Annotated in this window: 20 protein-coding genes; 7 read left to right on the top strand and 13 right to left on the bottom strand. The window is 70.5% G+C overall.

All coding sequences use genetic code 11. The features are described from left to right. Positions 1-44: 44 nt before the first annotated feature. Both mqnP and AB0D14_RS05035 read right to left on the bottom strand, forming a co-directional pair. On the bottom strand, positions 45-947 hold the full coding sequence (mqnP, locus tag AB0D14_RS05040; RefSeq protein ID WP_362774854.1) for a menaquinone biosynthesis prenyltransferase MqnP: 903 nt from the start codon (positions 945-947) through the stop codon (positions 45-47). Next, positions 944-2,404, bottom strand: a complete 1,461-nt coding sequence (locus AB0D14_RS05035; protein ID WP_362774851.1) for a menaquinone biosynthesis decarboxylase — start codon at positions 2,402-2,404, stop codon at positions 944-946. The genes mqnP and AB0D14_RS05035 overlap by 4 nt, the downstream gene beginning before the upstream one ends. Before the next feature lie 133 nt (positions 2,405-2,537). Here AB0D14_RS05035 and AB0D14_RS05030 point away from each other — a divergent pair, with 133 nt between their 5' ends. Continuing rightward, positions 2,538-2,906: a PLD nuclease N-terminal domain-containing protein gene (locus tag AB0D14_RS05030; protein WP_362774848.1), complete on the top strand. Its 369-nt coding sequence runs from the start codon at positions 2,538-2,540 to the stop codon at positions 2,904-2,906. A 36-nt stretch (positions 2,907-2,942) separates the two neighbouring features. On the opposite strand, the gene AB0D14_RS05025 is transcribed toward AB0D14_RS05030, so the two are convergent. From AB0D14_RS05025 to AB0D14_RS05005, 5 genes are all read right to left on the bottom strand, one after another. Further along, positions 2,943-3,209: a hypothetical protein gene (locus tag AB0D14_RS05025; protein ID WP_362774845.1), complete on the bottom strand. Its 267-nt coding sequence runs from the start codon at positions 3,207-3,209 to the stop codon at positions 2,943-2,945. A 182-nt stretch (positions 3,210-3,391) separates the two neighbouring features. Then, positions 3,392-3,919, bottom strand: a complete 528-nt coding sequence (locus tag AB0D14_RS05020) for a hypothetical protein (protein ID WP_362774842.1) — start codon at positions 3,917-3,919, stop codon at positions 3,392-3,394. Next, positions 3,903-4,394: an RNA polymerase sigma factor gene (locus tag AB0D14_RS05015; protein ID WP_362774839.1), complete on the bottom strand. Its 492-nt coding sequence runs from the start codon at positions 4,392-4,394 to the stop codon at positions 3,903-3,905. The genes AB0D14_RS05020 and AB0D14_RS05015 overlap by 17 nt, the downstream gene beginning before the upstream one ends. Before the next feature lie 203 nt (positions 4,395-4,597). Further along, entirely contained in the window at positions 4,598-5,242 is a 645-nt protein-coding gene (locus AB0D14_RS05010; protein WP_362774836.1) for a class F sortase, read from the bottom strand. After that, the gene (locus AB0D14_RS05005; RefSeq protein ID WP_362774833.1) at positions 5,239-5,613 is read right to left on the bottom strand and encodes a sortase-dependent protein; all 375 of its coding nucleotides are present in this window, start codon (positions 5,611-5,613) and stop codon (positions 5,239-5,241) included. The genes AB0D14_RS05010 and AB0D14_RS05005 overlap by 4 nt, the downstream gene beginning before the upstream one ends. 253 nt (positions 5,614-5,866) lie before the next feature. Between AB0D14_RS05005 and AB0D14_RS05000 the strand changes: the two genes are divergently transcribed. The 3 genes from AB0D14_RS05000 (at position 5,867) to AB0D14_RS04990 (ending at position 8,262) form a co-directional block, all read left to right on the top strand. After that, positions 5,867-6,871, top strand: coding sequence for an aldo/keto reductase (locus AB0D14_RS05000; protein WP_362774830.1), 1,005 nt, complete (start codon positions 5,867-5,869; stop codon positions 6,869-6,871). Positions 6,872-6,902: 31 nt separating this feature from the next. Beyond that, entirely contained in the window at positions 6,903-7,370 is a 468-nt protein-coding gene (locus AB0D14_RS04995; protein ID WP_362774827.1) for a GNAT family N-acetyltransferase, read from the top strand. 100 nt (positions 7,371-7,470) lie between these two features. Next, complete coding sequence (locus AB0D14_RS04990; protein ID WP_362774824.1) at positions 7,471-8,262, top strand: VOC family protein; 792 nt, start codon at positions 7,471-7,473, stop codon at positions 8,260-8,262. Here AB0D14_RS04990 and AB0D14_RS04985 read toward each other — a convergent pair. Further along, a complete protein-coding gene (locus AB0D14_RS04985; RefSeq protein ID WP_362774821.1) occupies positions 8,246-8,776 on the bottom strand; it encodes a hypothetical protein in 531 nt (176 codons plus the stop codon). The genes AB0D14_RS04990 and AB0D14_RS04985 overlap by 17 nt on opposite strands. A gap of 168 nt (positions 8,777-8,944) precedes the next feature. Between AB0D14_RS04985 and AB0D14_RS04980 the strand changes: the two genes are divergently transcribed. The 3 genes from AB0D14_RS04980 to AB0D14_RS04970 all read left to right on the top strand — a co-directional run bounded on the left by AB0D14_RS04980 (position 8,945) and on the right by AB0D14_RS04970 (position 12,811). Beyond that, positions 8,945-9,415, top strand: a complete 471-nt coding sequence (locus AB0D14_RS04980) for a nucleoside deaminase (protein ID WP_362774818.1) — start codon at positions 8,945-8,947, stop codon at positions 9,413-9,415. Continuing rightward, positions 9,408-10,412 (top strand): 2-oxoglutarate and iron-dependent oxygenase domain-containing protein, encoded by a 1,005-nt coding sequence (locus tag AB0D14_RS04975; RefSeq protein ID WP_362774815.1) that lies wholly within the window; start codon positions 9,408-9,410, stop codon positions 10,410-10,412. The genes AB0D14_RS04980 and AB0D14_RS04975 overlap by 8 nt, the downstream gene beginning before the upstream one ends. A 221-nt stretch (positions 10,413-10,633) precedes the next feature. After that, a complete protein-coding gene (locus tag AB0D14_RS04970; protein ID WP_362774812.1) occupies positions 10,634-12,811 on the top strand; it encodes a hypothetical protein in 2,178 nt (725 codons plus the stop codon). Between the two features lie 6 nt (positions 12,812-12,817). On the opposite strand, the gene ccsB is transcribed toward AB0D14_RS04970, so the two are convergent. The 5 genes from ccsB to AB0D14_RS04945 all read right to left on the bottom strand — a co-directional run bounded on the left by ccsB (position 12,818) and on the right by AB0D14_RS04945 (position 18,683). Next, positions 12,818-13,975, bottom strand: a complete 1,158-nt coding sequence (ccsB, locus tag AB0D14_RS04965; protein WP_362774809.1) for a c-type cytochrome biogenesis protein CcsB — start codon at positions 13,973-13,975, stop codon at positions 12,818-12,820. Then, entirely contained in the window at positions 13,972-15,825 is a 1,854-nt protein-coding gene (locus AB0D14_RS04960) for a cytochrome c biogenesis protein ResB (protein WP_362774806.1), read from the bottom strand. The genes ccsB and AB0D14_RS04960 overlap by 4 nt, the downstream gene beginning before the upstream one ends. A 4-nt stretch (positions 15,826-15,829) precedes the next feature. Then, complete coding sequence (locus AB0D14_RS04955; RefSeq protein WP_362774803.1) at positions 15,830-16,597, bottom strand: cytochrome c biogenesis protein CcdA; 768 nt, start codon at positions 16,595-16,597, stop codon at positions 15,830-15,832. 6 nt (positions 16,598-16,603) lie between these two features. Continuing rightward, positions 16,604-17,227 (bottom strand): TlpA disulfide reductase family protein, encoded by a 624-nt coding sequence (locus AB0D14_RS04950; RefSeq protein WP_362774800.1) that lies wholly within the window; start codon positions 17,225-17,227, stop codon positions 16,604-16,606. Positions 17,228-17,360: 133 nt separating this feature from the next. Then, on the bottom strand, positions 17,361-18,683 hold the full coding sequence (locus tag AB0D14_RS04945; RefSeq protein ID WP_362774797.1) for a hypothetical protein: 1,323 nt from the start codon (positions 18,681-18,683) through the stop codon (positions 17,361-17,363). Positions 18,684-18,772 lie beyond the last annotated feature (89 nt).

Genomic DNA, 18,772 nt, shown 5'->3' with positions numbered 1-18,772 from the left:
CTGAACCGCAGCGGGCGGTCGGCCGGACAGGGCCTGGACCTGGCCTAGACCGTCAGCCCCCGCACCAACAGGTCCAGCAGCGCGCACACGAACAACGCGATGCCGATGAAACCGTTGACCTGGAAGAACGCCCGGTTCAGGCGGGACAGGTCGTTCGGGCGGACGATCGAATGCTCGTACAGGAACGCGCCCGCGACGATCAGCAGGCCGAGCCAGAGGAAAACGCCCGCGTCCGTGGCCAGTGCGAACCAGACGAAGAGGGCGGTCGTGACCGCGTGGCAGCCGCGGGCGCCCCAGACGGCGGCCTGAATGCCGAAGCGGGCCGGCACCGACTTCACGCCGACCTCGCGGTCCGTCTTCACGTCCTGGCAGGCGTAGATCAGGTCGAAGCCGCCGATCCAGACGCCGACGGCCAACCCCAGAATCACCGCGTCCCAGGACCACTCACCGGTGATCGCCAGCCAGCCGCCGATCGGGCCCATCGCCTGGGCGAGACCGAGGATGGCCTGCGGGAAGTTCGTGAACCGCTTGCCGTACGGGTAGACCACCATCGGAATCACCGCGATGGGGGCCAGGGCCAGACAGAGCGGGTTGAGCAGGGCCGCGGCGCCGAGGAAGAAGACCAGGGCCACCAGCGCGCCCGTCCAGGCGTGCTTCACCGACATGGCGCCGGTGACCAGCTCGCGGTGGGCGGTACGGGGATTGCGGGCGTCGATCTCCCTGTCGATGATCCGGTTCGCGGCCATGGCGAAGGTGCGGAGACCGACCATCGCGATCGTCACCAGGAGCAGCCGTCCCCACTGGATGTCACCGCCCGTCAGGAACATGGCCGTCAGCGCCGCGGTGTACGCGAACGGCAGCGCGAAGACGGAGTGCTCGATCATGACGAGGCGCAGGAACGCCTTGGTGCGCCCGGACTGCGGGATCGCGGCTGATGCGCTGCTCACGAGAGTCCGTACTCCTTCCAGCGGCGGTCGACCTTCGCCGCCGTATCCGGGTCCGAGAGGACCATCTCGGGCCAGCCGCCGTCCCGGGTGTAGCCCTCCTCGGGCCACTTCCTCGTGGCGTCGATGCCCGCCTTGCCGCCCCAGAACTGCTGGTACGAGGCGTGGTCGAGGTGGTCGACCGGCCCCTCGACGAGGCTCAGGTCCCGCGCGTAGTCCGTGTTGCCCAGCGCACGCCACGCGACCTCGTGCAGGTCGTGGACGTCGCAGTCCGCGTCGACGACGACGATCAGCTTGGTCAGGGACATCATGTGGGCGCCCCAGACGGCGTGCATCACCTTCTGGGCGTGCTTCGGATACTTCTTGTCGATCGCGACGATCGCGCAGTTGTGGAAGCCGCCCGCCTCGGGGAGGTGGTAGTCCACGATGTCCGGCACGATGATCTTGAGGAGGGGCAGGAAGAACCTCTCCGTCGCGCGGCCCAGCGGGCCGTCCTCCGTCGGCGGGCGGCCGACCACGATCGACTGGAGCAGCGGGCGCTTGCGCATCGTGACGCAGTCGATGGTGAGCGCGGGGAAGGGCTCCTGCGGCGTGTAGAAGCCGGTGTGGTCGCCGAAGGGACCTTCCGGAAGCATCTCGCCCGGCTCCAGCCAGCCCTCGATGACGACCTCGGCCTGCGCCGGCACCTGGAGCGGCACCGTCTTGCAGTCGACCATCTCGATCCGCTTGCCCTGCAGGAATCCGGCGAACAGGTACTCGTCGATGTCGCCGGGCAGGGGCGCGGTGGAGGCGTACGTCACGGCCGGCGGGCAGCCGAAGGCGATCGCGACCGGTAGCCGCTCACCCCGGCGCGCCGCCACCTGGTAGTGGTTGCGGCTGTCCTTGTGGATCTGCCAGTGCATGCCGATGGTGCGCTTGTCGTGGCGCTGGAGGCGGTAGAGCCCGAGGTTGCGGATGCCGGACTCGGGGTCCTTGGTGTGGGTGAGCCCGAGGTTGAAGAAGGACCCGCCGTCCTGCGGCCAGGTGAAGAGCGCGGGCAGGGCGTCGAGGTCGACGTCGTCGCCCTGGAGCACGACCTCCTGGACCGGCGCGTTGTCGGACTTCACCTTCTTCGGCGGTACGTGCGTCATGGCGCCGAGCTTCCCGAACGCCTCGCGCACACCCATGAAGCCCTGCGGCAGCTCGGGCTTCAGCAGCCCGCCGATCTTCTCGCTGATCTCGTCGTACGACTTCAGGCCGAGCGATTTGAGGAGGCGTCGGTCCGTCCCGAAGACGTTCATCGCGAGCGGCATCGCCGATCCGCGCACGTTCTCGAAGAGCAGCGCGGGGCCGCCCGCCTTGTGTACGCGGTCGACGATCTCCCCGACCTCAAGGTACGGGTCCACCTCGGCCTTGATGCGCTGGAGGTCGCCCTCGCGCTCCAGCGCCCGGAGCAGGGAGCGAAGATCGTCGTAAGCCATGCGTTCCAGTATCGGCTACTCGCTACCCTGGCTCTGTAACGGGGGCCGGTCGGCCGACTCCGAGGCTCTGTAACGGGGGCCGGTCTGCCGGCTCCGATCTCGCACGCTTCTCCACAAGCAAGGGGACCACCGCATGCTTCGGGTGCTGATGATTCTGGTGCCGCTGGCACTCAGCATCTACGCCTTCATCGACTGCATCACCACCGATGAGAAGGACGTCCGCTACATCCCGAAGCCCCTCTGGGCGATTCTCGTGCTGCTCTTCCCGCTCGTCGGCTCCATCTCCTGGCTGATCGTCGGCCGCGTCCGCACCCCACGCGACGGTTTTTCGGGCCGCCGGGGCGGCTGGGTCGCGCCGGACGACAACCCCGACTTCCTCAAGTCCCTCAAGGACGACGGCAAGGACGGCGGCAAGAACGACAGCAAGGACGGCAGGAGGGATGACGGCAACGGCGACACCGGTGGAGAGGGCCCCGAGGACACCGCCCCGCCGAAGCCCTGACGGGCGGGCGGACCGCGTCTCACGTCGCTCCGGCGTTCAGTTCCCCGTACCCGCACCCGTACCCGCACCCGTGCTCGTACCCGTACTCGTCCCCGCATTCGCACCCGCGGCCAGTCGGTAGAACGCCTGGGTGGTGCGTGGGTGGGCCATCTCGTCCAGCAGGTGCCGCCACTCGAGGTCGTCGGCGGCCGTGGAGTGTGCGTGGTCCCAGGCGGCGAGCAGCGGGGCGAGTTCGCTCTCGGGGGCCGCGACGACGGCGGCGGTGCCTGCCGGGGAGATGCTGGGAGTGGTGGCGATGCTCATGACGGTTTCCTTCCGGGTGGAGAGCTGCTCCTGACCCTCTCGGAGCGTCTGGTGCAACCATCTCGCCGCCCGGCCTCCGCCACCATGAAGCGGCCTACCAGACCTGTGGTGCGGCTAGCCCCACCACGCCCCTTCCGGAACGGCTCCTTCCTTCCGGAACGGCTCCTTCGGCCGGTCGGCGACTACCCGCCGCCTGCGGACGGGGGACCACCGGCCGTGTCCCCGCCCGCGGAGGGCTGCATGGGCTCGTTTGTCGATGTCGGTTCCGGTGTCGGGTGTGTGGATGGTGCCGTGTCGGCCGTCGGGGTGGACGGCACGCCGGCGCCGGCCGAGGGCGGGCCGGTCGCCGTACCGGGACTTACGGTCGGGGGCGTCTCGGTGGCCTGCGGGGTGGCGGGCCCGGGTGACAGCGACGACGGCGGGGTGGGCGACGGCGAAGGACTGCTCGCGGGCGGCGGAGCGAGGGGGACCGACGGGGACGTAGGGCGGTCGGGGGCCGACAGGCGGACCGGCAGCGCCACGAGAGCGGTGACGGCACACAGCGCCCCGGCTCCGGCCGCGGCGCGGAGCAGCCGACGGCGGGCCGCACCGCGCCGGATCGTCTCGTACCGGCCCTGCGGCGGGCCGAGGTAGTCGGAGGTGGGCCGCAGGATGACGGCGAGGGGGTCGTCGGGTTCGAAGTCCGGGCCGTCGTCAGAGTGTGTGATCAACGCTTCTCCTCAGATGGGCGCGGAGCAGTTCGCGGGCCGCGTGAAGATCGGCCTTGATGGTCCCTTCCTTGCGCCCTGTCAGCACGGACACCTCCCGGATCGGCATGTCAGCGTAGTAGTGCAACAGGATCGGGACGCGCAGTCGTTCGGGCAGCGACTGCACGAGCAGGCGTACCGACGGGTCGGCCTGTTCGGTCCCCGGGCGGACGGCGGCCTCGGCCGTCGCCCGGCGCACCGCTTTGCGTTCACGCTCCAGCTTGCGCCAGTGGTCCCGGACGAGGTTGGCCGCGGTGACGTAGAGGAAGCCGCGGGGCTCCGCCACGGAGGTCCAGCGGGCCCACAGCCGGGTGAACGCCTCCGAGGCGATCTCGTGAGCCGTCCCGTCGTCGTCGACCAGGCGGCGGCACCAGCCGGCGAGGCGCGGGTAGACGGCGGCGAACAGCTCGGACGCTGCCTCCTCGCGGGACCGTTTCAACGCTCTCCAGGTCGGGACGACACTCTTGGAACCCTTGGAACCCTTGGAACCCTTGGAACCCTTGGAACTCGTAAGGCTCGTGGGACTTTCAGGTCTCATGGGCCTCGTGGGTCTCATAGGAGTCGTAGGACTCGTAGGACTCGTGAACAAGGACCCCGGGCCGTCGGCGTACGGTTCCACCGGCCCGGAATCCGCAGCTCCGGTCAGGGGCTTCCCTCGCTCAACGTCGCGAAGACGATCACGCTGTCGCGGTACCCGTCGCCGCTGCGAGGGCCACCGCACGTGATGAGCCGCAGCTCGGGGCGGCCCACGTCCCCGTAGACGTCGTCCGTCGGGAACTCCGCCTGCGCGACCGTCCGTACCTCGCTGACGGCGAACTCCGCCTCCGTGCCGTTCTCCAGGCGCGTCACGATCCGGTCGCCCCGCCGCAACCGCGCGAGCTGACGGAAGACGCCGTCCCCGTACTTGCCGACCGTGACATGGCCGAGGATCACCGAAGGGCCCACCTGGCCGGGCGTCGGCGAGTGCTGGTACCAGCCCGCCCGGTCGTCGGCCTCGATCGGCGGCACCTGCACGCTGCCGTCCGTGGCCAGCCCCAGCCGCATGACCGAGGTGTCGACCTGGATGGCCGGAACGCGCAGCCCGACGGGTACCGAACGTCCGAGGGCGTGCACCGCCTTCCCGGAATCCCGCGAGTCCCTCCCGGAGGAACCCGAGGGCGATGGCGTACTTTCACCGGGGGCGGTACCCGCCCCGTCGGACTTGCCACCTCCGCCCCCGCCGCCACAGCCCACGAGCAGCGTGGCCATCGCCGCGGTGACGAAGGCGCGCCTGGAGGGCAGGGTCATGCCCCGGTCGCCCGTCGGCGCCGTACGACATAGAAGGCCGCGCCGCCCAGCGCGAACGCCGCGGCGGCGCTTCCGCCGATCAGGCCGCCCTCGCCACCGGACTCCGTCGACGTCTCACCGGTGTCGGGCGCTCCGCTCGGTACGACGGAGACCTCGTCCTGGGACGGCGCCTTGGTGGGTGCGGCGCTCGGCTCGGTGCTCGGCGGCTCGGACGACGCCGGGGTGGGAGTCTGGCCCCCGTCCGGTGCGGTGCTCGGAGCCTCGGTGGCGGAGCCGGGGCTCGGGGACGTCCCGTCGGCGAACGCGGGCACCGTGCTCGCGAGCACGGCGGTGCACGCAAGTGCGACGGCGCTGAGGACAGTTCGGCGCATGAAGAGCTCTCTCTCATCGGTCCGCCCGCACAAGGAAACGGCGGGCGGCTGCGGTACAGATCGAGAGGAGAGACGAAGCGGCGGCACGGTGCGTTGTAAAGAACTGGCAAAGTCCCCGGAATCCTCGGAACGTACCGTGACCGCGGGGAGGGGCAGGCCCCCGCGGCCGAGTGAGCCCGGAAGAGATCGGGCACAACGCCGGGAGACCTCACATCGCCGGGGGACCTGGCGCGACGGAAGGTGGCGCAGCCTGATGAGAGCCGACGAACTCGTACCACTGGGCCGCACGGAACTGCGGGTCAGCCGCCTCGGGCTGGGACTCGCCTCCCTCGGCGGGCTGTTCGAACCGGTGCCGCGGGAGGAGGCGGCCGCCATCCTCGACATCGCCTGGGACCTGGGCGTACGGCTGTACGACACGGCACCCGTGTACGGCTACGGGCGCTCGGAGAGCCGTACCGGAGCCGCTCTCGCAGTACGGCCGCGTGACGCGTTCGTACTGTGCACCAAGGTGGGGCGGATCATCGAACCGGGAGGCCCCGACATCCAGCCGATCTGGGCGGATCCCCCGGCGGGCGTCGGGCCGCGGCTCGACTACTCGTACGCCGGAGTGCTGCGCTCGGTCGAGGAGAGCCTGGAGCGGCTGGGGCTCGACCGGGTCGACGTCCTCCATGTGCACGACCCCGACGAGGATTTCGGCACCGCGGTCACTGAGGCGTATCGCGCACTGGCCGAACTGCGGACCGCGGGTGTCGTCGGCGCCGTCTCGATCGGCGTCAACCACGCGCCTGTGGCGGCCCGTTTCCTGCGGGAGGCCGCGTCGCCCGGCCCGGACTGCGTCCTGCTGGCCGGACGTTACAACCTCGTCGACCGGTCAGGGCTGGACGAGTTGCTGCCTCTGTGCGCCGAACGAGGGGTCGCTGTCATGGCCGCCGGTGTGTACCAGTCCGGTCTGCTGGCCGACCCCCGTCCCGGGGCGCCGCACGGGTACGCCTCGGTGCCGACCGAACTGGCCGCGCGCATCGCGGCGTTGCGGGAGGTGTGCGCGGACTTCGACGTCCCGCCGCTCGCGGCCGCCATGCAGTTCCCGCTCGGGCACCCCGCCGTCACAAGCGTGGTCGTCGGCGCCCGCTCGGCGGACGAGGTGGCCCAGAACGTGGCGCTCTTCGACCACCCTGTTCCGGCGGACTTCTGGACCGCCCTGAAGACGACGGGCCTGCTCCCCGAAGAGACACCAACGCCCACCGGTTTACGCGGTTGACGCCGGCCAACCCGCGCGATTGCCTTCTGCGATGACTGATCTCCGTATCGAGCGGGTCGGCGCCGACGGCTCTTTGTCCGAGTCCGAGTCCCTCCTGAGGGACTGGCAGCACGTCCACAACGTGATCGTCCCGCCGGCCGCCCTGTCCCTCGACGAGGTCCGGGAACGGGCCGGGCGGTATCACCTGGACGTGGCGTACCTCGATGACGTGCTGGTGGGCTGCACGACGGTACGGCCGCCGCAGGACGAGGAGGCGACGGCCACCGTGATCGCCCGCGTACTCCCCGGCCACCGCCGCCGGGGGTTCGGCGAGCAGTTGCACGTACGAGGGTTGGCGCTCGCTCGCCGGCTCGGCGCCCGGACGATCGAGACGGTCGTGCTGGCCGCCAACTCCGAGGGGCTGCGCTTCGCGCGGGCACACGGGTACGTCGAGTGCGACCGTTACGTGCTGCCTGGCGAGAGCGAACTCTGGATCGATCTGCGGCTGGCCGGGGAGTGACCGGCGGGCGGCCATATAGGACAGGTTCTGGCCTGGTCGACCCCTACCGTCCCTACCGTCAGGAACTGATGCACCGCTGTCCGACCTCCAGGAGAACCCGATGAGTTACGTCACCCGCAATCAGCCGGACGGTACGCCCACGTGGATCGACCTCCGTGTGCCCGACCTGGACCGCGCGCTCGCGTTCTACGGCGCGCTCTTCGGATGGGAGTACGACTCGAAAGCGGCGGGCGGCTCGGGAGCGGCCGGCGGCCGGGACCTCGGCACGGTGTGTCTGCTGCACGGCAAGCCCGTCGCGGCCATCACGCAGGCCCCCACGACGGGCTCCGGCTCCGGCTGGACCATGTACTTCGCCACTGCGGACTGCGACGGCGCCGCCCGCCGCGTCACGAAGGCCGGCGGTTCGCTGATCGAGCCTCCGACGGACATCGGGGGCCTGGTCGGGGACCTGGGCCGCGCGGCCGTCGCCGTAGACCCGGTCGGGGCCCGCTTCGGGCTCTGGGAAGGGCGGGCCCACCTCGGCTGCGAGATCGTGAACGAGCCCGACTCGCTGGTCCGCAATGACCTGGTCACCCCTGACCCCGGGCCCGCCCGGGACTTCTACACCGCCGTGTTCGCCTACACCCTCGACCTCAACGAGACGCTCCCGGACCTCGACTTCACCTTCCTGCGGCGCAGGGACGGCCACGAGATCGGCGGGATCTTCGGCTTCCCGGCCGCCCCGTCGTCGGCCTGGGCGACCACCTTCGAGGTGGCCGACACCGACGCGGTCGTCCACCGCGCCGTCGCGGCGGGCGGCACGGCCGACGCCCCGGAGGACACCCCCTACGGCCGCAGCGCCACCGTCACCGACCCCTTCGGCGTGGAGTTCTCGGTCATCGCGAGGCCCTGAGTGTCTGCGGGCGGTCCGCCCAGGGGTAGCCGTGCGCGGTGAAGGCGTCGGCGAGACCGCTCCAGGGCAGGCCAGACTTCTCCCGGGCCAGCTCCTCGCCGTCAGCGCCGAGCAGTACGAGCTGCTTGTCGTCCCGGTGCACGAGTGTGATGTCGGCACGGGTGAACTCCTGCTCCGCGTCCTTCACGGCGAGGACCACCCGGCTGCCGGAGATACGGACCATCAGTGATTCGTGCACCGCGCCGAACCCGATCAGCACGCCCAGCAGCAGCCCCACGGCCACCGCACCGATGGACATGCCGGGCTCGGGGACCGAGTTCAGCAGCCGGGCCGGTCCCTTCAACGGCGCCCAGCGCAGCTTCGGCAGCCACTCCGCGAAGAACGTGACCAGCCAGCTGACCGCGCCTGTGCCCACCACGCAGATGAGCATGATCGCCCAGGCCTGTTCCGCAAGCACGGTGGGCTCGTCCGCCCGGCCATCCGTCTGCCGCTCGGGCCTTTTCTGCATGTCCACGTTTCCGCTCCCCCGTACGGCACCGATGGTGTGACCACCGCTCGTTCCCAGTGTGCGGAGAAAGGCGCGTCCGGTCGTCGGCCGATGGTCTACGTGCCCACGACTTTGGTCGCGCACCCGGTACGTTCCGCACGTTGTCCGGACGTTCTCCAGGAGGAGAGTGGAACCATGAGCGACGACTTGGAGCGCCTCGACCCGACACGGGCCCGCGCATGGCTCGCGACCGCCGTCGAGGAGGCCAGGGCCGGTCTCGCGGAGGGCGGCATCCCCATCGGCGCCGCGCTGTACGCGGCGGACGGCACCCTGCTCGGCCGGGGCCACAACCGCCGCGTCCAGGACGGCGACCCGTCCGCGCACGCCGAGACGGCCGCCTTCCGGAACGCGGGACGGCAGGGCTCGTACCGCGGTACGACGATGGTGACCACACTCTCGCCGTGCTGGTACTGCAGCGGTCTGGTGCGGCAGTTCGGGATCTCCCGGGTCGTCGTCGGGGAGGCCGAGACCTTCCGCGGCGGGCACGACTGGCTGGCGGAGCACGGCGTGGAGATCGTGCTCCTCGACGACGCCGAGTGCGTCTCCGTGATGCACACCTTCGTCAAGAACAACCCGGCACTGTGGAACGAGGACATCGGTGAATGACGCCGTCAGCCCCAGCAGCTCCCGTATCCCGGCAGGCAGCCCCCGTGTTCCCACCGTCGACCTGCGGCCATGGCTCTCCGGCGACCCCGATGCCCGCGCCCGGATCGCCCGCACGGTCGATGGGGCGCTCCGGAGTGCCGGATTCCTGCTGGTGACCGGTCACGGCGTCGGCCCGGCCCTGCGCGTACGCGTCCGCGAGGCGGCCCGCGCCTTCTTCGTGCTGCCCGCCGAGGCCAAGGAGCCGTACGCGGTGAAGGTCGGCGGCCGTGGCTGGCTCGGTCCGGGCGCCGAGGCCAACGGCCACTCGGAGGGCACGCGGACCCCGCCCGACCTGAAGGAGTCGCTGACCTTCGCGACGCACGAGCCCTTCGACGACCCGCGGACCAACGCGGAGTGGTACGCGCCGAACGTCTGGCCGGCGCAGGCTCCCGGGCTCCAGGCCCTGTGCGAGGAGTACCTGGCGCGGATGGGCGAGCTGGAGAACCATCTCCTCGCCCTGCTCGGCGAGGCGCTGGGTCTGGAACCTGACTTCTTCACCCGGCACATGGACCACCCGACGTACGGCTTCAACATCAACTGGTACCCGGGCACGGAGGTCGTCGGCGAGCCCGAGGAGGGCCAGTTCCGTATCGGCCCCCACACCGACTTCGGCACGGTCACCATCCTCGACCGGCAGGCCGGAAAGGGCGGGCTGCAGGTCTACACGGACGAGGGCGGCTGGGAGGACGCGCCCTTCGACCCGGCGGCATTCACCATCAACATCGGTGACCTGATGGCCCGTTGGACCGGCGACCGTTGGCGTTCGGGCCGCCACCGCGTACTGCCCCCGCCGGCCGACGAGCCCACCGAGGAGCTGATGTCCCTCGTCTACTTCGGCGAGTGCACTCCGGGGACCCGGGTCGAGTCGGTCCCGGTTCCGGTGGGACGGGTCGCGTACGAGCCCGTCGACTCCCATGTGTACCTGCGGGGAAAGCTGGACTCGATCACGGTGAACTGAGACCGCTGGGGCGTGCGGGCCTGAGAGCCGGGCGCGGGGGCAAGGGTGGGCGCCCCCGGACGCGCCGTTCGGCGGTCGGACTCCGGCGGCGGCACCGACATTCCCGGAAGCCGACGGACACCATACGATCCACTCCGAAGCAACGCCCCCTGGCCGCCCCATGGTTGATACACCTCACCTCAACACGAGAACCGGACCCAAGGGCCCCAGGGGGAGATGCGGTGCGCAGGAGGCTGCACGGCCGAGGGGCGTTGTTCGACACGGAGCCGCCCGGCCTCGCGCCACGGCTCGTCGGCCTGCGCCCGTTCCAGCACGCGCCCAGTCCGTACGAGCACCCGAGGGACGTTCCCTTCGTGGTGTTCACCGGCGCCCGCGGGCTCGGCAAGAGTGTGCTGCTGGAGGAGCTGCGGGCCGCGTACGAGGGGCATACGCCCATCGCGCTGATCGACTGCGAGACGGAGCAGTTCGCGCAGCCTCCCGCCCGACGGCCGCGCGAGGTCTGGTCGCCCGTGTCCCAGGCACTGGTGACGATCGCCGAGCAGCTCGCGGAGCCGGTGGCCGACGCGGGACGGATACCGTTCCCGCGGCTCGCGACGGGGCTGCTGGCCGTGGCGGCGGGCGGCTGGAACGACCGGGACGCACCTCGCATCCGCCAGGAGGCCGAACGCATCCTGCTGCTGAACGACACGGGCTCGTGGGCCGGCGGACTCGCGGGCCGCTGGGTCGGCCGGGTGTCGGCCAGGCTGACCGACACCCTGACCGGCTCATTGTCCGGGCCACCACCCGGCTCGTTGTCCGGGTCACCGTCCGGCACGTTGTCCGGTGCGCTGTCCGGCTCGTTGTCCGGCAAGGGCCCCGTGGTCGAGCCGGTCATCGAGGCCGCCCTGGAAGCCTTCTCCGAAGGGGTCTCGCCCACGCACCGCCGACTGCGGAAGGCTGCCACCTGGTACCGCGACCACCCGAACGCCGACGGCAACCCCAAGCTCGGACTCCTCCTGCTCTCGGGACACATCAGGGCGGGCGGCGACTCCCGCGTCCACGCCGAGGGCCATCTCGTACGGGCTCTGCTGGCCGACCTCGACGACGCGTACGGCGGCTCGCTGCCGCGCGGGCACCGGCCCGGCCGTCCGGTGGTCCTCATCGACAACGCGCAGAGCCCGGCGGGCGTCGGGCTGATCGCAGCGGTCCTGCGGGACCGGGCCGACGGCATCGCCGACCGGGTGGCGTTCTTCGCCGGGCTGCGCGGGCACGGTCATCCGGCCCTGCGCAACGCGGCCCGCAGCACCCTGCCCGAGCTGGCCCGCACGAGCGGCTGGAAGCCCGGCGGCACGCCCTCGTCCCGGGCGCTGCTCGTGCCGCTGTCACCGCTGTCCCCCGACGACACCCCACGCGTCGTAGAGGCGGCCTGCCGGGGTCTGGCCGTACCGTCCCGGCTCCCGCGCGCCGCCCACCGGCTGACCGGCGGCAGCCCGCTCGGCACGGCGCTGCTCGCCGAGTCCGCCCGGCAGAACCTGCCCCGGGGCGCCGTCACCCCCGGCGAACTGCTCACTGCGGACCTTGTCACGCACGAGCAGCACAACGGCCGCCCCGCCTACCGCGAACTCCTCGACCGCCTGGTGCCAAACGGCCGCCGGGACGGGTTGTCGCTGCGGGACGAGTTGTCGCTGCTGGCCGTGGCGCACGACCACGAGTCGGCGTGCGCGCTGGCCACGGCCCGGCTCCCCGGCGACTTCGGCGCGGCGGGGGTCCTCGCCCTGGAGGCACGGCTCGCCGAGGAGGGCCTGCCCACCGCCCCCGGGCAGTTCGTCGGCGACCCGTTGCTGCGGGCGCTGCTGCTGCTGGACCTGCACCGCAGGGAACCGGACCACGACACCTGGAAGGCCGCCCACCGCACACTCATCGCCCACTACACCGACAAGCCGGGTAGCGAAGGGCAGCGCGTCCTCTACCGGCTCCACCACGAACTCGCCCTCGGCGCCACCGAGTCGGCCGTCGGGTATCTCCGCGACACCTTCCACCGCTTCGGCGCGGTGGAGTGGCTGTCGGCGCTGGCCCTCCTCGCGTCGGCGCCGTACCAGCCCGTTGTCGCCGCCCCGGACGGACATGACGGCGCCGGTGCCGACGACCGGGCCCCGGTCGCGCTCGGCCGCGTCGGCACCGGCCCGCGACCGCCGGACGGCGTGGACACCGCGCTGCACCTGCGGGTGCGCCGGCTCCTGTACGGGGTCTGGCAGGTGACCGACCCGCTGGTGCTGCCCGACCCCGTCGTCGCCGAGCGGCTGCGGTCCGAGCTGGAGCATCTGTCGAGGCTCAGGACCGCGGACGCCGAGCCGCTGCGGCGGGCCTCCCGGTACTGGCCCAAGGACGCCCTGGCCGGTCGGCCCCTCCGCGTCGACTAGGAGGTGTCAGACGCCGGCGTAGGAGTGCTTGCCGGTGACGAAGATGTTCACGCCGTAGTAGTTGAACAGCCAGCAGGCGAAGGCGACGAGCGCGATGTACGCGGCCTTGCGGCCCTTCCACCCGGCCGTGGCGCGGGCGTGCAGATAGCAGGCGTAGGCGACCCAGGTGATGAAGGACCAGGTCTCCTTGGGGTCCCAGCCCCAGTAACGGCCCCACGCGTCGCCCGCCCAGATGGCGCCGGCGATGATCGTGAACGTCCACAGCGGGAAGACCGCGGCGTTCACACGGTACGAGAACTTGTCGAGCGACGCCGCGGCGGGCACGCGCTCCAGTACGGAGGTCGCGAACCGGCCCGGCTTGCCGCCGGTCACGAGCTTGTTCTCGTACGAGTCCTTGAAGAGGTACAGGATCGTGCCGACCGCGCCCACGTAGAAGACGGCGCCGCAGAAGATCGCCGTGGAGACGTGGATGTAGAGCCAGTACGAGTGGAGGGCCGGCACCAACTGGTCACTGGCGGTGTAGAGGACCGTAACGGCCAGACCGAGGTCCAGGAGGACCGTCGTCGTCAGGAAGAGGCCCATCCAGCGGACGTTCTTCTTCATCGCGAGCAGCGCGAGGTACACGCCGACGGCGACGGTGGAGAAGGTGATGTTGAACTCGTACATGTTGCCCCACGGCGCCCGCTGCACCGACAGGGCGCGTGCGAGGACACCGCCGAACGCGATGAGGAAGGCGAGCACGGTGAGGGAGATGGCGATACGGCCGTAGAGGTCCCCCTGCGCGTCCCCGCCGTGGGCGCCGGGCCCGTCCGGCACGTCCCGCGCGCCGGGCGCGGCCCGCGTGACGACCTTGGGCCGCTCCAGTACGGCGGTGCCGGCCGCGTTCTGCACGGTGACCGCGGGGCCCGCCGCCTTCTTGGCGCCCTTGGCGTCCCTGGCGTCCTTGCTGTCCCCGGCGCCCTTGTCGGTGGTCAGCGCGGCGGCCGTGCGGCCGACCTTGCTGCGGCTGCCGAAGAGCCATTCGGCGATGTACGCGAAGAAGGCCAGCGTGTAGACGGCCATCGCTGAGTAGATCAGCGTGTTGCTGATGTTCGCGAGGTTCTCGTTGGTCGCGGCAGCCAGATCGGTCGCGGCGGCGAGGTCGGTTGCGGCGGCGAGAGTCACTTCGTCTCAGCCCCTTCGGCAGGTGCGGCGGGAGGTTCGGGGGTGGGGGTCTCGCTGGAGGTCTCGGGGGTGTCGGGCGCGCCCGGATGCAGGTCGTACAGGTGGCCGGCCAGGACGCCCAGTTCCTCCGGGACCTTGGCGGACTCGCTGCGGCCGAGGCCCGCCATCTCGACGACCGTGACGCCGTCGGGGCCGGTGACGGCGCGCACCCAGACGCGGCGGCGCTGGATGAAGAGGGAGGCGGCGAGACCGAAGATCGCGCCGAAGGCTCCGACGAGGGCCCAGCCGGCCCCGGGCTGGCGGGTGACCTGGAAGTTCGCCCACTCCTTGATCCCCTTCTCGAAGGTGACCGAGCCGGCGCCGTTCGGGAGCTGCATGGTCTCGCCGGGCTTCAGGTTCTCCCTCAGCTGCTTGCCCTTGGAGTTCTTGTACTCCTTCATGTTCTTCTTTTCGAGCTGGTACACGCTCTGCGGCAGACCCGCGTCGACGCCGAGGTCGCCGTGGTACGCCGCCAGGTTCAGCACCGGGTTCAGCAGCGACGGGAACTGCGAGACCACCGCGGTGCCGTCCCCGCCGTACGCCGGAAGGAAGAAGGCCTGGAAACCGAGCTGCTCCCGCTTCCCCTTGGCGTCCTCGTAGCCGTCCATGACCTTGATCGCGCCGGTCGAGGTGGAGTTGGAATCGAGCGGCAGCAGCGGCACGGCCTGGCGGTAGACGACGTCGCCCTTGCCGTTCCGGACGGTGACGACGGGCGCGTAGCCGTGGGCGGTGAGGTAGACCTTCGAGTCGTCGATGTCCAGCGGCTGGTTGACCTTGACGGTCTTCTTCTTCTCCTCGCCGTCGGCCCCCACGCTGTAGTCGACGGTCGCCTGGTAGGTGCGCGGGGTGCCCCTGTTGGGCCCCGTCTCCTCGTACGTGCCCGTGAAGTCCTTCAGGCCGAAGCTGAACGGCTCCAGGTCGTTCGTGTCGAAGAGGCTCCCGGACTTGAAGTCGTCGTACTGCGTGAGGGTGTTGGCGAACCCGTCGCCCTCGACGATCAGTTTGTTGCCCTCGGACTTGAAGAGCTGGCCCCAGGCGAAGGCGACCAGCATCACGATCAGTGCGATGTGGAAGGCGAGGTTGCCGACCTCACGGAGGTAGCCCTTCTCGGCGGCGACCGCGTCCCCGGCGGGATGCGCACGAAAGCGCCGCTTCTTCAGGAGCTTCAGCGCCTCCTCACGGACCTCCTCGGGGCCCGCCTCGGTCCGCCACGTCGTGTACGCGGGCAGCCGGGTCAGCACCCGCGGCGCACGCGGCGGGCGGCCCCGCAGCTGGCCGACGAACTGCCAGGTGCGGGGCACGATGCAGCCGATGAGCGAGATGAAGAGAAGGAGGTAGATCGCGGAGAACCACGCGGAGCTGTACACGTGGAACAGCCCGAGCTTCTCGTAGAGGGGACCGAGCGTGGTGTGCTGTGCCCGGAAGTCGGCCACCTTCGTCTCGTCGGTCCCGGACTGCGGGATCAGCGAGCCGGGGATCGCGCCGAGGGAGAGCGCGAAGAGCAGGAGCAGCGCGACCCGCATCGAGGTCAGCTGCCGCCAGATCCAGCGGGCCCAGCCGATGGCCTCGCGGCCGGCCCACACGAGCCATCCCGTGGCGCCGTGGGGGCGCGCGCCACCGAAGGAGCCGGGCATCGCCGTCTCCCGGGGCGCGGTGGACAGCTGCGCCCCGGCATCGCCGAGATCACCGGCGTCCCGCGCCGCGGAGTCGTTCCTGACGCCCTCGTCGCCCTTGCCGCCCTGGTTGCCCCTGTCGCCGTTCTCGTCGTTCTCGTCGTTGGTCCGCACGTCGGTGTCGCGTGTCGTGCCCATGAGTTCAGACCCCTACCGTGAAACCGTCGGACCAGCCCTGCATCTCCTGCACGATGCTGTCCCACGCGCCGGTCAGCAGGAGCAGACCGGTCGCGATCATCATGCCGCCGCCGATCCGCATCACCCACACGTAGTGCCGCTTGATCCAGCCGAAGGCACCGAGCGCCTTGCGGAAGGCGACGGCCGCGACGACGAAGGGCACGCCCAGACCGACGCAGTACGCGACCGTCAGTATGGCCCCGCGTCCGGCACTCGCCTGGCTGGAGGAGAGCGCCAGCACGGAGGCCAGCGTCGGGCCGATGCAGGGCGTCCAGCCGATCCCGAAGAGCGCGCCCAGCACGGGGGCGCCGACCAAACCGGCGACCGGCCGCTTGTGGAAGCGGAACTCGCGCTGGGTCAGCCAGGGCATCATCCCCAGGAAGAACACCCCCATGACGACCATGAGCACGCCGAGCACCTTGGACATGGTGTCCTTGTGCTCCTGCAGGGTCGACCCGAAGTAGCCGAAGAGCGCCCCGCCGGAGACGAACACAGCGGTGAAACCGAGCACGAACAGCGAGGCCCCGGCGACCATCCGCCCGCGCCGCGCCTCGGCGAGGTCGGTGCCGCTGATCCCGGTGACGTACGAGAGATAGCCGGGCACGAGCGGCAGCACGCACGGTGAGAAGAAGGAGACGAGCCCGCCGAGGACGGCGATCGGGACGGCGAGCACCAGGGCCCCGGTGAGGACGGTCTGGTTGGGGTCGGTGCCCGCGGCTACGAGAAGAGACACGAGCGGTCACTTCTCCGCGAGGATCGGCTTGAGCATCTTGCGCAGGTTCGCCTCGCTGAGCGCGGACAGCGACCGGGAGGCGACCTTCCCGTCCCGGTCGAGTACGAGCGTGGAGGGGATCGTCTGCGGGTTCAGCGTGCCCTTCTTGAAGCGGAGCATCAGCTTGCCCGTGGGGTCGTACAGACTCGGGTACTTGACGCCGTGCGCCTTCTCGAAGGCGATCGCCGGGGTGGTGCTGGTGTCCCGGGTGTTGATGCCGACGAACTGCACGCCCTGGTCCTTCAGGTCCTCGGAGACCGCGACGAAGTTCTTGGCCTCCAGGCGGCAGGGGCCGCACCAGGAGCCCCAGACGTTCAGCACGACGATCTTGCCCTTGTAGTCGGCGACGTCGAGCTGCTTGCCGTCGATGGTCTCGCCGGACAGCTCGGGGGCGTCGGGGCGGCTGCCCTTCGCCACCGTGGCGATGCCGTCGGAGCCGGTGACGAAGCCGGTGTCGCCCGACCCGCCGGACTTGCCCCCGGATCCGCACGCGGACAGGAGCAGCGACGCGGCGACGGCTCCGCAGGTCAGCACAGCGGCGCGGCTACGGGTCCGGTTCGTGCGCCGGGGGGCGCGGCTGGCGGAACTCATGTGAAAAGTTTCGCATGTCCGTTCCGGGGATCTTGGGCACCCCCCTCACAGGTGTGAAACCACCTTTTGGGCGCCGTTTCGGACGGTCCGTCCGGGCCTGCTTCCTGGTGCCGCGACAGGCAGGCACCAGCCCTTAGCCCTGCGACGCACCATCCTCGGAATCCCCGGAGCCCGAACCGCTCCCGCTCCCGGACCCGCTCCCACTCCCGGACCCGGAGTTCGTGGAGACATCGCCGAGGAACGCGTTCCAGCCGCCGGACGGCTCCTGGCCCACACCCAGCGACCGCAGCTGTTCCAGGACGGCCGCGTCCTGCACGTCGAGCCAGTCCACGAACTGACGGAACGACACCAGGCGTACGTCCTTCTTGCCCGCGATGTGCTTCAGCGCGCCCTCGACGGCGTCCATGTAGATACCGCCGTTCCAGTCCTCGAAGTGATTGCCGACGAAGAAGGGGGCCCGGTTCGACTCGTATGCACGGTCGAAGCCCGCTATGTACGAGTCGGTCGCCTGCTTGCGCCAGGCCGGGTAGTTGGCGGGCGGGGCCTTGGTCGAGTTGACCGACTGGTTCGCGAGGATGTTGTAGTCCATCGAGAGGACCTCGAAGGTGTGGCCGGGAAAGGGGATCGCCTGGAGCGGCAGGTCCCAGACGCCGCCCTTCTTCGCGGGCCAGACCTGGGTACCGCCGGGCGAGGAGGCGTCGTAGCGCCAGCCGAGCTCGCGGGCGGTGGGCAGCAGGTTGTCCTGGCCCTTCAGGCACGGGGTGCGGCCGCCGACGAGTTCCTTCTCGTAGTCGAAGGGCAGCGACGGCACCTCGTCCTCGCTCCAGCCCGTGTTCGTACGCCACTCCTTGACGAAGGCCTTCGCCTGGGCGATCTCGCTCTTCCACTGGGCCGGCGTCCAGTTCTCGACCGTGCCGGTGCCACCGCAGAAGTGGCCGTTGAAGTGAGTGCCGATCTCGTGTCCCTCGAGCCAGGCCCGGCGGATGTTCTTCAGCGTCGACTTGATGTGACCGTCCGTCAGATAACCGATGTCGGACGCGCCCGGCGCATTGTTCGGCGGAAGGTACTTGCGCTTTTTCGACTCGGGCAGGAGATAGAGCCCGGAGAGAAAGAACGTCATTCGAGCGTCATGCTCTTCGGAGAGTTTCAGGAACCGCTCGAAGAGGCCATTGCCGACGTCACCCGCGCCGTCCCAGGAAAAGACGACGAACTGCGGTGGGGTCTCGCCGGGTTCGAGTGGCACGGGCTTACCGGGCTGCTTGGGCTGCTTCCCGGTGAAGGAGGTGGAGCCGTCACCGATGGGACGGGAGGAGCGTTTCTTACCAGCACCAGCGTCTCCGCCCCCGACACCGTCGGAGCCGCCCAGAGCGGTACCACAGCCCGCGAGCCCCATGGCGGCCGCCGCCCCGGCCCCGGCCCCGATCCCCAGCATTCCCCTTCGACTGATGTCGCGCATTCCGCTCCCCATTCATCGTGCCTGCGCCCAAGAAATCTGGACACAGAGTTAGAGGGCACGACGAACACGGGGGTTCCAGCTCACACTCA

This window comes from Streptomyces sp. NPDC048484, from assembly GCF_040651415.1.
Classification (GTDB): Bacteria; Actinomycetota; Actinomycetes; order Streptomycetales; family Streptomycetaceae; genus Streptomyces.
The sequence above is the reverse complement of the archived record's forward strand: the minus strand, read 5'-3'. Positions and strand labels throughout refer to the sequence as shown.

Excerpts from the sequence above, each read along its gene's own strand:
- AB0D14_RS05035 (WP_362774851.1), bottom strand. The coding sequence starts at position 2,404 with ATGGCTTACGACGATCTTCGCTCCCTGCTCCGGGCGCTGGAGCGCGAG.
- AB0D14_RS05030 (WP_362774848.1), top strand. The coding sequence starts at position 2,538 with ATGCTTCGGGTGCTGATGATTCTGGTGCCGCTGGCACTCAGCATCTAC.
- AB0D14_RS05025 (WP_362774845.1), bottom strand. The coding sequence starts at position 3,209 with ATGAGCATCGCCACCACTCCCAGCATCTCCCCGGCAGGCACCGCCGCC.
- AB0D14_RS05010 (WP_362774836.1), bottom strand. The coding sequence starts at position 5,242 with ATGACCCTGCCCTCCAGGCGCGCCTTCGTCACCGCGGCGATGGCCACG.
- AB0D14_RS05005 (WP_362774833.1), bottom strand. The coding sequence starts at position 5,613 with ATGCGCCGAACTGTCCTCAGCGCCGTCGCACTTGCGTGCACCGCCGTG.
- AB0D14_RS05000 (WP_362774830.1), top strand. The coding sequence starts at position 5,867 with ATGAGAGCCGACGAACTCGTACCACTGGGCCGCACGGAACTGCGGGTC.
- AB0D14_RS04995 (WP_362774827.1), top strand. The coding sequence starts at position 6,903 with ATGACTGATCTCCGTATCGAGCGGGTCGGCGCCGACGGCTCTTTGTCC.
- AB0D14_RS04990 (WP_362774824.1), top strand. The coding sequence starts at position 7,471 with ATGAGTTACGTCACCCGCAATCAGCCGGACGGTACGCCCACGTGGATC.
- AB0D14_RS04980 (WP_362774818.1), top strand. The coding sequence starts at position 8,945 with ATGAGCGACGACTTGGAGCGCCTCGACCCGACACGGGCCCGCGCATGG.
- AB0D14_RS04960 (WP_362774806.1), bottom strand. The coding sequence starts at position 15,825 with ATGGGCACGACACGCGACACCGACGTGCGGACCAACGACGAGAACGAC.
- AB0D14_RS04950 (WP_362774800.1), bottom strand. The coding sequence starts at position 17,227 with ATGAGTTCCGCCAGCCGCGCCCCCCGGCGCACGAACCGGACCCGTAGC.
- AB0D14_RS04945 (WP_362774797.1), bottom strand. The coding sequence starts at position 18,683 with ATGCGCGACATCAGTCGAAGGGGAATGCTGGGGATCGGGGCCGGGGCC.